9 protein-coding genes are annotated in these 13,997 nt (G+C 73.3%); all 9 read left to right on the forward strand.

Going from position 1 to position 13,997, the window contains the following annotated elements; translation table 11 throughout:
• Positions 1 to 63 precede the first annotated feature (63 nt).
• A complete protein-coding gene (locus EBO15_RS08685; RefSeq protein ID WP_147481426.1) occupies positions 64 to 3,288 on the forward strand; it encodes a hypothetical protein in 3,225 nt (1,074 codons plus the stop codon).
• A 68-nt stretch (positions 3,289 to 3,356) separates the two neighbouring features.
• Positions 3,357 to 3,767 (forward strand): nucleoside-diphosphate kinase, encoded by a 411-nt coding sequence (ndk, locus tag EBO15_RS08690; RefSeq protein ID WP_122193805.1) that lies wholly within the window; start codon positions 3,357 to 3,359, stop codon positions 3,765 to 3,767.
• Between the two features lie 461 nt (positions 3,768 to 4,228).
• Entirely contained in the window at positions 4,229 to 5,263 is a 1,035-nt protein-coding gene (locus EBO15_RS08695; protein WP_122193826.1) for a rod shape-determining protein, read from the forward strand.
• A 32-nt stretch (positions 5,264 to 5,295) separates the two neighbouring features.
• Positions 5,296 to 6,276, forward strand: coding sequence for a rod shape-determining protein MreC (gene mreC, locus EBO15_RS08700; protein WP_122193806.1), 981 nt, complete (start codon positions 5,296 to 5,298; stop codon positions 6,274 to 6,276).
• A 46-nt stretch (positions 6,277 to 6,322) separates the two neighbouring features.
• Entirely contained in the window at positions 6,323 to 6,916 is a 594-nt protein-coding gene (mreD, locus tag EBO15_RS08705) for a rod shape-determining protein MreD (RefSeq protein WP_122193807.1), read from the forward strand.
• Positions 6,913 to 9,168 (forward strand): penicillin-binding protein 2, encoded by a 2,256-nt coding sequence (gene mrdA, locus EBO15_RS08710; protein WP_122193808.1) that lies wholly within the window; start codon positions 6,913 to 6,915, stop codon positions 9,166 to 9,168. The genes mreD and mrdA overlap by 4 nt, the downstream gene beginning before the upstream one ends.
• Positions 9,169 to 9,173: 5 nt before the next feature.
• Positions 9,174 to 10,352 carry a rod shape-determining protein RodA gene (gene rodA, locus EBO15_RS08715; RefSeq protein ID WP_199744410.1) on the forward strand — a complete coding sequence of 393 codons (1,179 nt, stop codon included), beginning with the start codon at positions 9,174 to 9,176 and terminating at the stop codon, positions 10,350 to 10,352.
• A 134-nt stretch (positions 10,353 to 10,486) separates the two neighbouring features.
• Entirely contained in the window at positions 10,487 to 12,409 is a 1,923-nt protein-coding gene (locus EBO15_RS08720) for a TIGR03960 family B12-binding radical SAM protein (RefSeq protein ID WP_122193810.1), read from the forward strand.
• Positions 12,410 to 12,665: 256 nt separating this feature from the next.
• On the forward strand, positions 12,666 to 13,541 hold the full coding sequence (locus EBO15_RS08725; RefSeq protein ID WP_122193811.1) for a TIGR03936 family radical SAM-associated protein: 876 nt from the start codon (positions 12,666 to 12,668) through the stop codon (positions 13,539 to 13,541).
• The last annotated feature ends 456 nt before the right edge of the window (positions 13,542 to 13,997 follow it).

Here is a 13,997-nt window from a genome sequence, read left to right on the forward strand (position 1 = left end):
AGGAAATAGCGAACATTCTGGACATCATGATCTGGCGGGCGGCCTTTCCGTAGGAGCAAGGCCGTGTCCTCCTCGAGCCAGCAGCCACGCCGCCCGTCCCCGCAGCCCGCCGACCCCTGCCCGGACGCAGCGCCGGACACAGCACTGGACGCAGTGCCGGACGCCGCGCCGCACACAGCGCCGGACAGGGCACCGGACACGGCCGACACCCCGGTCCGTCCCGACGGGCCGACGGTGATCCTGCCGCACGGCGTCCACCGGCCGGACGGCGCGAGGCCCCCGGCCCCGTCCCGGGCCGAGCACCCCGACGCCGACACGCCCGTCCGTCCCGACGGCCCCACGGCGGTCCTCCCGCACAGCGTCCTCCGCCCGCGCGCGGAGCACCCCGGGCACGACACCCCGGAGCCTCCGGCCGCCCGTCCGGACGACCCGACGATGACCCTCCCGCCCGGCCACCGGCCGCCGCCGGAGGAGTTCCCGCAGGCCGGCGCCCCGGGAACCTTCGGCGAGCCCCACCACACCGGCGCACCGGCCGCCGCCGCGCCCCCGCACTCGTGGCCCGACCCGCCGCCCGCGCACGAATACTGGCGAAGGGACGACCCCGCCGCCCTACCGCAGGACCCCGTCCACGGGTTCACCGAATCCTCGCAGCCGTCCTACGCCGAATCCCCGCAGCCGTCCTACGCCGAGTCCGCGCCGCCGTCCTACGCCGAGCCCTCGCACGCGGCCGCGCCGAACCCGGCGGGCCCGTTCCACCCCGAGCCCCCGCAGATGGACGCGCCGAATCCCGTGCGGCCACGTCATGCCGAACCCGCTCAAGGGGATGCGCCGCACCCGGAGCGGTCGTTCCGCGCCGAGTTCTCATCGGCGGACGCTCTGGATCCCTCGGTGCCGATCCCCAGCCGGTTCTCAGTGGCGGAGGGCCCGGAGCCCGCCTCGCCGTCCACCGGCGGGCACCCGTGGGCGGGTGTTCCGGAGCCCTCCGTTCCGCCGTCCCAGGGCGAGTTCGCTCCGCCGTGCGCGCCGGAAGCGAGCCCGCCGTCCACGGGCGAGCCCTACGCGGCGGGTCTGCCCGAACCCGCGTGGGGCGCGCAGGACGACGTCCTCCGGCCGAGCGTGCCGCGCGCCGCCGAGCCGCTGGCGCTGCCGTTGCCCGAGTTCCCGCAGGCCGCCGGGTATCCGTGGGCCACCGTGCCGCCTCATGAGGAGGAGCGGCGCCCGCAACCCACCGCCCCTGCGGAGAACGAGACCGGCTGGCCGAACACACCGGGAGCCGCGACCTCCTCGCACGACGGACTTCCTCCCTTGGGCGTGTCGAATCCCGCCGGTCTGTCCCCGGGAGAGCCCTCGTGGGCGGACGCCCCCGATCCGCACCGTCCGGAAGCCGCCGCGCCCCTGCACGGTGAGGCCCCCTGGACGGGCGTGCCGATCCCCGGCGTCCCGCGTGACGAGTCGCAGCAGGCGGACGGGGGCGTGCCTCGACGGACAGGTGACCCTCTGCGTGGGGAGGTCCCCTGGACCGAGGTGCCGGTCCCTGGCGTCCCGCGTGACGACGTGCAGCAGGCGGACGAAGACGCGCCTCTGAGCCGGGAGGTCCCCTGGGCGGCCGCGCCGGTTCCCGGCCTCTCCGGTGATGAGGTGCACCCGGCGGTGGAGGCCGTTCCGGAGGACGACTCGGACGCCGCCGCGATGGCGCGCGGTGAGCGGCTCTGGGTGAAGGTGCCGATGCCCACCACGCCCCCTCAGGACGAGGCCGTTGCGGGCGCGGCCGCCAAGCCGCCCAAGGGGGGCCTTTCTCGGTCACCGTCCGCACGCGAGGCCGAAGGCGAGGCCGAGGGGCCCGCCGGGATCAGGGACGTCGCGGCGACACTGGCCGCGCTCGCGGTGATCGTCGTGGCGGTTCCGGCCGCGGTGCTGGTCCTGCCGGACACGTCCGCCAACGTGGTCGACCAGGCGGGCCGGGCGCTCGGCCTCGCGCCGGACGAGTACGGCGGCCTGCTGCGCGCCACCGGACTGAGCGTTCCGGTGCTGCTGGGAGCCGTCCCCGTCGGGGCGGTCGCGGCGCGGCGCCTCGGGGCGCGGCCGACGCTGTTCGCGGGCGTCGCGCTGCTGCTGGCGGGGCTCCTCGGCGTCGCACGGGCCGACACGGTTCCGCTGGTCGGAGCGGTGCGGGCGGCGCAGGGGATGGGCGCCGGGCTGATCCTGCCCGCGACGCTCGTCCTCGCCTGGGAACGCGGCGGACGGCTCGCGTCGGCGCTCTGGTCGGGCGTGCTCGTCGCGTCCCTCCTCGGAGCGATGCCGCTCGCGCTGGCCCGCGTCCCGCTGCCGGACGGCGGATCCGCGCCGCGGCACGTCACCGACTGGCACGCCTCGCTCGCGCCGTTCCCGTGGGCCGCGGTCGCGGTCGCGTGCGTCCTGCCGTTCTGCCTGCTTCTGCGCGGACGCCGAGGACGGCTGCCGGCGTCCAGGCACACCGAGCGCGGACAGCTCGTCCTGCCGCTGGCCCCGGCGGCGGGGTTCGCGTTCATCGCGGTCGTCACCACCTACGGCTGGTCCCCGGGCGGACGGCTCGTGCTCGCCGGGCTGGCGCTGCTCGGCCTGGCCGGGCTCGCCTTCGTCGGCAGCCGGGACGCCACGGCGGGCAGCCCGCTCGGCGCGGCCGTCGTCATGGTGACGACCGGGCTGCTCGCCTACCCGGTGGCCGCGCCCCTCGCCGGGATCACCGCGGTCGCCGCGCGCAACGGGGACGGCACGTCCGGCGCGATGTACCTGCCGTTCGCCGCCGGGACGGCGTCCGCCCTGGTCGCGGCCCTGATCGCCGCCTGGCTGCCGAGGCGCGCGGCACGCGTCGCGGTGCTCGCCGCGCACGCCCTGCTGGTCCTCGCGACGCTGCCGCCGCTGCTGGCCTCCGTCGCGCACGTCCCGGACTCGGCGCACATCCCGGCCGTCGCGACCGCCTCGATGATCGCGCTCGGCGCGGGCGCGGGCCTCGCGCTCGCCGTGTCCCTGCGCGAGGCGGGCGTCGCGGGCGCGCTGTTCGGGCTGTCGCTGTGCTTCCCCGCCGTCCTCACCGGACAGCTCGTGGTGCTGTCGCTCCAGGCCGGATGGCTCCAGCCCGCGCCGACCACCACGGCGGCCCAGCTGGTCGCGCTGACCGGCGGCTACCGGGCCTGGCTCGGCGCCGCCGCCGTCCTCACCCTCCTGCTCGCCGCCGCCGGACGCGCCGCCACCCGCGGGCGCCCGAGGCCCGGCGGGAACCGGAGCAGAGCGAGCGCCTCGGTACAGTAAGCACTGGCGTCACGCCCCGGCGCGGTCCGCGCCACCCACGATCCCGTTTTTCCTTGAGGAGATACTCCGTGTCCGAGCGCACTCTTGTCCTGGTCAAGCCCGACGGCGTCCGCCGCGGCGTGGTCGGCGAGGTCATCTCGCGGATCGAGCGCAAGGGCCTGAAGCTCGTCGCTCTGGAGCTCAAGAACCTGAAGCGCGAGACCGCCGAGGCGCACTACGAGGAGCACAGCGAGAAGCCGTTCTTCGGCGACCTCGTCGACTTCATCACCGGCGGCCCGCTGGTCGCGCTGGTCGTCGAGGGCCCGCGCGCCATCGAGGCGTTCCGCGCGCTGGCCGGCGCCACCGACCCGGTCTCCGCCACGCCCGGCACCATCCGCGGCGACTTCGCGCTGGAGATCGGCGAGAACATCGTTCACGGCTCCGACTCCACCTACTCCGCCGACCGCGAGATCAAGCTCTTCTTCCCCGAGCTGGGCTGACCCGCCCGAGCGGATCACCGGCACCGGGCCGTCGCGGGGACACCCGCCGACACGCCCACCCGTGCCCCGGCGCGCCTCGCGCGCCGGGGCACATCCGCATCCGGCCCCCGCGCCGCCCGGGTTTTTTTTGATCACTCTCCGTGTTCGCCGCGACGGGCCGCGGTTCATGGACGCCGCGCATTCGCCGCGCGGTTTCGCATCGCTTTCGTGTTCCCGGCGTCCCGTATCCGTGGGGTTTCCGCGCCCGCTTTCCGGCGCCCCTGTTTGGCGGGACGGGACGGGGGTAGACACGCGGGTCTGAATCATTCGGGCGCGCGGGTGTTTTCCGCGTAACGTGCCTGGTCACGGTGTGGAATCGGACGTCATGCCGCCGGAGGGGCGACCGCCCGGCGCCGCGTGGGCACGTTACGATGGGGACGCCGCTCTGCACGCCCGACAAGCATGAAGGGCTCCCTTTCTTCATGGGTAACAAGCTGTCGTTCCTTGGCCGTGACATGGCGGTCGACCTAGGCACCGCGAACACACTGGTGTACGTGCGCGGGCGCGGCATCGTGCTGAACGAACCGTCCGTCGTCGCGATCAACACCAACACGGGCAAGATCGTGGCGGTCGGCATCGAGGCGAAGCGGATGATCGGCCGGACGCCCGGCAACATCGTCGCGGTCCGCCCGCTCAAGGACGGCGTCATCGCCGACTTCGACGTCACCGAGCGCATGCTGCGCTACTTCATCCAGAAGGTGCACAAGCGCCGGCACTTCGCCAAGCCGCGGATCGTGGTGGCGGTGCCGTCCGGGATCACCGGGGTGGAGCAGCGCGCCGTCAAGGAGGCCGGCTACCAGGCCGGCGCCCGCCGCGTGTACATCATCGAGGAGCCCATGGCCGCCGCGATCGGCGCCGGGCTCCCGGTGTACGAGCCGACCGGCAACATGGTCGTCGACATCGGGGGAGGCACCACCGAGGTCGCCATAATCTCCCTCGGCGGGATCGTGACGAGCCAGTCCGTCCGGGTCGGCGGGGACGAGCTCGACCAGGCCATCATCAGCTTCTCCAAGAAGGAGTACTCGCTGATGCTCGGCGAGCGCACCGCCGAGGAGATCAAGATGGCGATCGGGTCGGCCTACCCCGGCGGCGACGACGAGCCGCACGCCGAGATCCGCGGCCGGGACCTGGTGTCCGGGCTGCCGAAGACCGTGGTGATCTCCGCCGAGGAGGTGCGCCGCGCGATCGAGGAGCCGGTGAACGCGATCGTGGACGCCGTGAAGACCACGCTCGACAAGTGCCCGCCCGAGCTGTCCGGCGACATCATGGACCGGGGCATCGCCCTCACCGGCGGTGGCGCGCTCCTCAAGCACCTGGACGAGCGGCTGCGCGAGGAGACCGGGATGCCGATCCACCTGGTGGACAATCCACTCGACTCGGTCGTTCTCGGCACCGGCAAGACGGTGGAGGACTTCGACTCGCTGCGTCAGGTGCTGGTACCGGAGTCGCGGCACTGATCTCCTAGGACGATGGGACGGGAGGTCCGCGGGTGAACGACACCCGACGCAGCCGCATGGTGCTCGGGGCGCTGCTGGTGGTGGCGCTCGCCATGATCACGATCGACTACCGGGGCGGGGACGACTCGCCGCTGCGCGGCCTGCGCGGCGTCGGGGAGGCCGTGTTCGGCCCGGTCGAGCGCGCCTCGGCGGCCGTGGTCCGCCCGGTGGGCAACGCCGTCGACGCGATCACCAACGCGCCCGGCGAGCGGCGCCGCGCCGACCGGCTCCAGCGCGAGAACCAGCGCCTGCGCGACCAGCTGCGCGGCACCCAGGTCGACCAGGGCAAGTCGGCGCAGCTCGACCGGCTGCTCGGCGCGGCCGGGCTCGGCGGCTACAAGATCGTCGCGGCGAACGTGATCTCGGTCGGGCAGGGCCTGGAGGACACCGTCACCATCGACGCGGGCTCCGGCAGCGGGATCCGCACCGACATGACGGTGATGAGCGCGGACGGCCTGGTCGGACGCGTCACCCGGGTCGGCCCGGCGACCGCGACCGTCCTGCTCGCCACGGACGTGACGTCCTCGGTCGGCGCGCGGCTCGAGGAATCCAAGGAGATCGGCATCGTGCAGGGCCGGGGACGGCGCGGGCTCGGTGGCGGAGGCCGCACCCCGCTGCGGTTCCAGCTGCTCGACGCGAACGCGCCGATGCGGGTCGGGCAGCGCCTGGTCACGCTCGGCTCGCAGAACGAGCGCCCGTACGTGCCGGGCGTCCCGGTCGGGACGGTCGAGCGCATCGACGCGCCCGCCGGGGGTCTCACGCGCACCGCCTACGTCCAGCCGTTCGTGCACTTCACCAGCCTGGACGTCGTGGCGGTGGTGGTCGCGCCGCCGAAGTCCGACCCGCGTGACGCGGTGCTGCCGCCGTCACCCACACCGCCCGCGCCCCCGGCGGCCGGGCCCCCGTCGCCGCTGCCGCCGTCGGCCCCGCCGCACAAGGGCGGGAAGCACCCCTCCGCCCAGCCGTCCCAGTAAGCCGTCTCAGTAAGTCGTCCATGCAAGCCGTCTGAGGGAGCCCGACATGCTGAACGCTCCGGAGGCGTCGCCCACCGGACGGCGCGTCATCTCCGCGATCGTGATCGTGGTGGCGCTGGTGCTCCAGGTGTCGGTGGCCAACCGGCTGCCGCTGCCCGGAGGCGTCACCCCGGACCTGGTGCTGCTCAGCGTCGTGGCGCTCGCCCTGGTCTCGGGGTCGCTGACCGGGTGCGTCGCCGGGTTCTGCGCCGGTCTCGCCGCCGACATCGTGCCGCCCGCCGACCACACCATCGGCCGGTACGCGCTGGTCTACTGCGTCATCGGCTACGTCTGCGGGATCGCCGCCGCCGAGATGGACCGGCAGTCGACCGTGCCGTTCTTCGCCGTCGCGGCGGGCGCGCTGCTCGGCACCGTCGCCTACGCCGCGACCGGCATGCTGCTCGGCGACCCGCGCGCGTCATGGACGATCGTGGCGCGGGTGGTGCCGCTCCAGGTGCTCTACGACGTCGTCGCCAGCCCGTTCGTGGTGTGGTGCGTTCTGCGCGCGACCCGCCGCTACGACCGGCCGGAACGCCACCGCGACCGGTTCTCGGTCCCGGCGGCGCGGTACCGGGCGATGTCGGGACGGACGCGCCTGTGACCAACCGGACCCACCTCAGGCTGATCATCCTGTACGTGACGGTCGGCGCGCTGCTGCTGGTCCTGATGGGCCGTCTCTGGACGATGCAGGTGCTGGAGGGACGGCACTACCGGCAGGTCGCCGCCGACAACCGCACCCGCGACATCGTCGTCCCGGCCGTCCGCGGCATGATCCTGGACGACCAGGGCCGCGCGCTCGTCCGCAACCGCACCGCGCTCGTCGTGTCGGCCGACCGCACCGTCCTGATGCGGCAGAAGGACCGGGGCAGGGCCGTCCTGACCAGGCTCGCGGGCGTGCTCGGCACGACCTACGAGGACCTGGTGAACAAGACCCGGCTGTGCGGGCCCGGCATCAAGCGGCCGTGCTGGCCCGGCTCGCCCTACCAGCCGATCCCCGTGGACGACAAGGTCGACGCCAAGCGCGCCCTGCAGATCATGGAGCGGCAGGAGGACTTCCCCGGCGTGACCGCGCAGGTCCAGGCCGTCCGGGACTACCCGCGGCCGGGCGGCGCGAACGCCGCGCAGACGCTCGGCTACCTCCAGCCGATCACGCAGGAGGAGCTGGACAAGCGCAAGGGCCTGAAGGTCACCGGCTACAGCGGCGTCGACCTGATCGGCCGGGACGGCCTGGAGGCGGCCTACGACGCCGACCTGCGCGGCGAGCCCGGCTTCCGCAGGCTCCTGGTCGACAGCCAGGGCCGCGTCACCGGCACCGCGCAGGAGAAGGCCGCCACACCCGGCGGGAACCTGGTGACCAGCATCGACGCCGGGGTGCAGGGCGCGGCGGAGAAGGCCGTCCAGGACGCGGTGAAGTCGGCCCGCTCGCAGGGCAAGCACGCCGACTCGGGCGCGGCCGTCGTGATGGACGTGCAGACCGGGCACGTCGCCGCGCTCGCCAGCTACCCGACCTACGACCCGTCCATCTGGACCGGCGGCATCTCGCAGGACCAGTACGACGCGCTGCTCGGCAAGAAGAAGGGCGAGCCGCTGATCTCGCGGGCCACCCAGGGCCAGTTCGCGCCGGGCTCCACGTTCAAGATCTCGTCGGTGTCGGCGGCCGTCGCGGACGGCTACGACCTGCACGGCACCTACTCCTGCCCCGGCTCCTACGACGTGGGGAACCGCGCGTTCCGCAACTTCGAGGGCGAGTCGAAGGGCAGCATGAGCCTGCACGAGGCGCTCGTCGTCTCCTGCGACACGGTCTTCTACAAGTTCGCCTACGAGGAGTGGCTGCGCGACGGCGGCACCAAGCCGAAGAAGAACCCGGCCGACCCGATGGTCAAGATGGCGCGGCAGTGGGGGTTCGGCAAGAAGACCGGCATCGACCTGCCGAGCGAGTCGGCGGGCCGGATCCCGGACAGGGCCTGGAAGACCGCCTACTGGGACGCCACGAAGAAGGCCGACTGCAAGGCCGCCAAGGACGGCTACCCCGACCTCGAGCGGTCCGACCCGTCCCGGGCCGCGTACCTGAAGGCGGTCGCGGCGGAGAACTGCGCCGAGGGCTATGTGTGGCGCGCGGGTGACGCGGCGAACTTCTCGGTCGGGCAGGGCGACGTGCTCTCCACGCCGCTCCAGCTCACGCGCGCGTACGCGGCCCTCGCCAACGGCGGGCGGCTGGTCGTCCCGCGCATCGCGCGCGCGGTCGTGCGGGCGGACGGCACCGTCGTCCGGCGCGTCCCGGACCCGCCCGCCGCGAAACTGCCGGTCGACCCGAAGGTGCTGAAGTACGTCCGGGGCGGCCTGGACGGCGTGACCAAGTCCGGGACGGCGGCCGGGGCGTTCGGCGGCTTCGACTTCAAGACGGTGGACGTCGCGGGCAAGACCGGCACCGCGGAGGTCTACGGCAAGGACGACACGTCCTGGTTCGCCTCGTTCGCCCCTGTGGACAACCCGCGCTACGCGGTCGTCGTGATGATCTCCCAGGGCGGGCAGGGCGCGAACGCCGCGGCGCCCGCCGTCCGGCAGATCTACGAGGCCATGTACGGGCTGGGCAAGGGCGGGAAGCCGATGGTCGGCAAGGACGGGCGGCTGCCGTCCGAACTGCCGCGCCCGGAGGCCGCCATCGACCCGGAGCCCGGTCCGTCGGCAGGGCCGCCGGCGGGTCCGTCGGCCGGTCCGTCCGGGACGCCGTCGCCCGGTCCGTCCACGCCGGGCGGCGCCGGTGACCCGAGCGGGGCCGCGATCCCGACCGTCGGGCCGTCCCTGCAGTCCGGGGCGGCGGGACGGAGACCTGGCACAGGGGTCACGCCGTGACCGGGCTGGGCGGCTTCGCCGGGCCCGTCGAGGGCTACGGCGAGCGGAACTCGTGGCGGCGGCACGCCGCCGGGCTGCGCCGCCTCGACTGGACGCTGATCCTCTCGGTGGTCGCGCTGTCGCTGATCGGGACGCTGCTCGTCCGGTCCGCGACGTTCCACCTGCTCACCGAGCAGGGGCGCGACCCCGAGTGGTTCCTCAAACGGCATCTGCTGAACCTGGCGATCGGGCTCGGACTCGGCACGGTCGTCACCGTCCTGGACTACCGGCTGCTGCGCGCCTACGTCCCGATCCTGTACGGCCTGGCCTGCGTCGGGCTGGTCGCGGTGATCACCCCGCTGGGCTCGACGATCAACGGCTCGCACTCCTGGATCGTGATCGGCGGCGGCTTCCAGGTGCAGCCGTCGGAGTTCGCCAAGGTCGGCCTGGTCGTGGTCATGGCGATGGTGCTCGGCGAGCCGCGCGACGGCGAGGTCGGCCCCGGACGCCGGGACGTGCTGCTCGCGCTCGCCCTGGCCGGCGTCCCGGCGGCGCTGATCATGCTCCAGCCGGACCTCGGCACCGCCCTGGTGTTCGCCGTGGTCGTGATCGGGATGCTCGCGGTGTCGGGCGCGGCCAAGCGGTGGATCGCCGGGCTGGTCGGCGGCGGCCTCCTGGCGGCCCTCGCGGTCTGGTTCCTCGGGATCCTCAAGCCGTACCAGCTCGCCCGGTTCACCGCGTTCATCGACCCGTCCGCCGACCCGCGCGGCGCGGGCTACAACGCCCAGCAGGCGCGGATCGCGATCGGCTCCGGCGGGTTCCTCGGCAAGGGGCTGTTCCACGGCGAGCAGACCGGCGGGCATTTCGTCCCCGAGCAGCAGACCGACTTCATCTTCACGGTCGCGGGGGAGGAGCTGGGGTTCCTCGGCGCGGCGCTGATCGTCCTGCTGCTGGGCCTGGTGCTGTGGCGCGGCCTGCGGATCGCCACGCAGGCGGCGGACCTGTTCGGCACGCTGGTCGCGACGGGCGTGGTGTGCTGGCTGGCGTTCCAGACGTTCGAGAACGTCGGGATGACGCTGGGGATCATGCCGATCACCGGGCTGCCGCTGCCGTTCGTGTCCTACGGCGGGTCCGCGACCTTCGCGAACATGATCGCGCTGGGGCTGCTGCAGGCCGTCCACGTCCGGCGCCGCCCGTTCGACTGACCCCGCCCCCTCGGCACCGCTTACCGGCCCTGCTCGCCGGCCACCGCGTGGCGATCACCAGGCGGACGATCGACCGGCTCGCCGGGGATAGGCTTGAGGGTCTCTCCCACGTCCAGCCAACGGAGGCGCACCGCATGTCCGTAGAGTCGATCTTCCCGCGCCTGGAGCCGCTGCTCCCGAGCGTGCAGAAGCCGATTCAGTACGTCGGCGGCGAACTGAACTCCCAGGTCAAGGACTGGGACGCCGCGACCGTCCGCTGGGCGCTGATGTACCCCGACGCCTACGAGGTCGGGCTGCCCAACCAGGGCGTCCAGATCCTGTACGAGATCCTGAACGAGCGCGAGGGCGTGCTCGCCGAGCGCACCTACGCGGTGTGGCCGGACATGGAGCAGGTCATGCGGGACCACGGCATCCCGCAGTTCACCGTCGACTCGCACCGCCCGGTCGGCGCGTTCGACGTGTTCGGCGTGTCGTTCTCGACCGAGCTCGGGTACACCAACCTGCTCACCGCGCTCGACCTCGCGGGCATCCCGCTCGAGGCCGCCGACCGCACCGATGAGCACCCGATCGTCCTGGCGGGCGGGCACGCGGCGTTCAACCCCGAGCCCATCGCCGACTTCGTCGACGCCGCCGTCCTCGGCGACGGCGAGGAGATCACGCTCGCGATCACCGAGGTGATCCGCGAGTGGAAGAACGAGGGCGAGCCCGGCGGACGCGACGGGGTGCTGCTGCGCCTCGCCGAGACCGGCGGCGTCTACGTGCCGAGGTTCTACGACGTCGAGTACCTGCCCGACGGCCGCATCCAGCGCGTCGCGCCGAACCGCGCGGGCGTCCCGTGGCGTGTCGAGAAGCACACCGTCATGGACCTCGACCAGTGGCCCTACCCGAAGAAGCCGCTGGTCCCGCTGGCCGAGACCGTGCACGAGCGGTTCTCCGTGGAGATCTTCCGCGGCTGCACCCGCGGCTGCCGGTTCTGCCAGGCGGGCATGATCACCCGTCCGGTCCGGGAGCGGTCGATCACCACGATCGGCGCGATGGTGGACGAGGGCATCCGGCAGACCGGGTTCACCGAGGTCGGCCTGCTGTCGCTGTCGTCGGCCGACCACAGCGAGATCGCCGAGGTCGCCAAGGGCCTCGGCGACCGGTACGAGGGCACGCACACCTCGCTGTCGCTGCCGTCCACCCGCGTGGACGCCTTCAACATCACCCTCGCCAACGAGTTCTCCCGCAACGGCCGCCGCTCCGGCCTGACCTTCGCGCCCGAGGGCGGCTCCGAGCGGTTGCGCAAGGTGATCAACAAGATGGTGTCGGAGGACGACCTCATCCGCACCGTCACCACCGCCTACGAGAACGGCTGGCGGCAGGTCAAGCTGTACTTCATGTGCGGCCTGCCCACCGAGACCGACGAGGACGTCCTGGAGATCGCCGGGATGGCCAAGCGGGTCATCAAGGCGGGCCGCGAGGCGACCGGCCGCAAGGACATCCGCTGCACCGTCTCCATCGGCGGGTTCGTGCCGAAGCCGCACACTCCTTTCCAGTGGGCCGGGCAGACCGACCACGAGACGGTCGACCGCCGCCTGCGCCTGCTGAAGGACGAGCTGCGCTCCGACAAGGAGTACGGCCGCGCCATCGGCCTGCGCTACCACGACGGCCAGCCGTCGGTGATCGAGGGCCTGCTGTCCCGCGGCGACCGCCGGGTCGGCAAGGTCATCCGCGCGGTGTGGGAGGACGGCGGCCGCTTCGACGGCTGGACCGAGCACTTCTCCTACGAGCGCTGGACGGCGGCGGCCGAGAAGGCCCTGGGCGACGAGCCCGTCGACCTCGACTGGTACACGGTCCGCGACCGCGACGAGGTCGAGGTCCTGCCGTGGGACCACCTCGACGCCGGTCTCGACCGCGAGTGGCTCTGGCAGGACTGGCAGGACGCGATCGACGAGACCGAGGTCGAGGACTGCCGCTGGACGCCCTGCTACGACTGCGGCGTCTGCCCGACGATGGGCACCGAGATCCAGATCGGCCCCACCGGCAAGAGGCTGCTCCCGCTCTCGGTCGTCTGAGCGGCGTCCTTCCGATCACCCTCGTTCCCCACGGCACGTCGTCCCGCCAGGGGCGGCGTGCCGTTCCGTCGAGAGGCCTTGACCAAGTCTTGAATGACAGCGCTCCCACGGCGTGTCGGCGGGTGTGCGGGCCTCTGAACTGGGAGGGGACGCGCCTCGGGGATGCCCGGGGGCTCAAGTGGGTCGCGGTGGCCGTACTCTATAGGGAGACGTTTTCGACTCGACACGAGTAGGAAGGACCAGAACCCTGGCTCCCATGCCGGAGGGTCCCGCACCGGCCCCCGTGATCCAGCGTCTGCGTGTCCGCTACACCAAGCGGGGCAGACTGAGGTTCACGAGCCATCGCGACATTTCCCGGGCCGTGGAACGCGCCGTCAGGCGCGCCGGGATTCCGGTCGCGTTCAGTGCTGGATTCACTCCGCACCCGAAGATCTCTTACACGGGTGCGGCGGCGACCGGCGTGGCCAGTGAGGCCGAATACCTCGAGATCGGGTTGACCGAGCCCCGCGACCCTGCGCGGGTGCGCGCGGAACTCGACGCCGCCCTGCCGCCGGGCCTTGACGTCGTCGACGTCGTGGCCCTCCCGGCCGGGACGGGCAAGAGCACCGCGCTGGCCGATCGGCTCCAGGCGTCCGAGTGGCGGGTACGGCTCGACGGTGTCGCCGAGGGCGACGCCGCGACCGCCGTGACCGCCTTCCTGGACTCCGGGGCGGTGGAGGTCGAACGCCTCACCAAGAAGGGACGCCGCCGTTTCGACGTGCGTGCCGCCGTGTCCGCCCTGGAGCTCAGCGCTGAGCCCGTCCAGGACGCCGACCGGCGCGGCACCGAGGCGACGGATGCCCCATGTGCGATACTTCGCATGGTTGTGCGGCACACCACACCCGCCGTACGACCCGACGACATCCTCACCGGTCTCCGCCAGGTCGCCGACCTCGCGCCGCCGTCACCCCCGCTGGTGACCAGGCTGGCGCAGGGGCCCCTGGACGAGCGGACCGGTGTGCTCGCGGATCCGCTCGATCCCGACCGGGAGACCGCTGACGTGACCGGCGACGAGGCCGGCACGGCGGGCGGTCCCGCCTCACCGGGGTCCGGCGACGCCGTGAGCGTGGATGCCGTCGGCGCCCGCTCGTAGGGCCGAAGCCGGCGCCGCCACGTCCGTGGCGGCGCGGAACCGGCCCACAGGGAGCGGCGGGCGCGCCCCCGACGACTTCGTCGTCGTGTCCGGACAGCGGTCCGGGCGCGTCGGCGCCGATGACTGACGGAGTGCTCCCGTGCGGCGCACCGCGGCGAACCGCCCTAGCCGGGCGGGGCGAGCGGACGCGCCCGGGAGCCTGACGGGAGATCACCCGCATGCTTGAGAACGAGAACGATTCGGCCAACGGGGCCGAGGGCCCCGAGGATTCGCGTCCTGCCGTGACCACCACGCGGCGTCGCGTGGCCAGCCGTCCGGCGGGTCCGCCGCCGGACGTGGACGACGGCGGCGCCTCCGGGACGCCGGCGAAGAAGCCGGCCCGCGCCCGCAAGACCACCCGGGCCGCCGCGGCCGAGACCGCGACGCCCGAGGTGAAGGTCGTCAAGACCACGCGCC

It is taken from the genome of Actinomadura harenae, from assembly GCF_003696215.1.
GTDB classification, from domain to species: Bacteria; Actinomycetota; Actinomycetes; order Streptosporangiales; family Streptosporangiaceae; genus Spirillospora; species Spirillospora harenae.

What these genes read in the sequence shown, in the direction of transcription:
- EBO15_RS08695 (WP_122193826.1), top strand. Translation starts at nt 4,229, where the DNA reads ATGGGTAACAAGCTGTCGTTCCTTGGCCGTGACATGGCGGTCGACCTA.
- EBO15_RS08720 (WP_122193810.1), top strand. Translation starts at nt 10,487, where the DNA reads ATGTCCGTAGAGTCGATCTTCCCGCGCCTGGAGCCGCTGCTCCCGAGC.
- mreD (WP_122193807.1), top strand. Translation starts at nt 6,323, where the DNA reads ATGCTGAACGCTCCGGAGGCGTCGCCCACCGGACGGCGCGTCATCTCC.
- EBO15_RS08725 (WP_122193811.1), top strand. Translation starts at nt 12,666, where the DNA reads ATGCCGGAGGGTCCCGCACCGGCCCCCGTGATCCAGCGTCTGCGTGTC.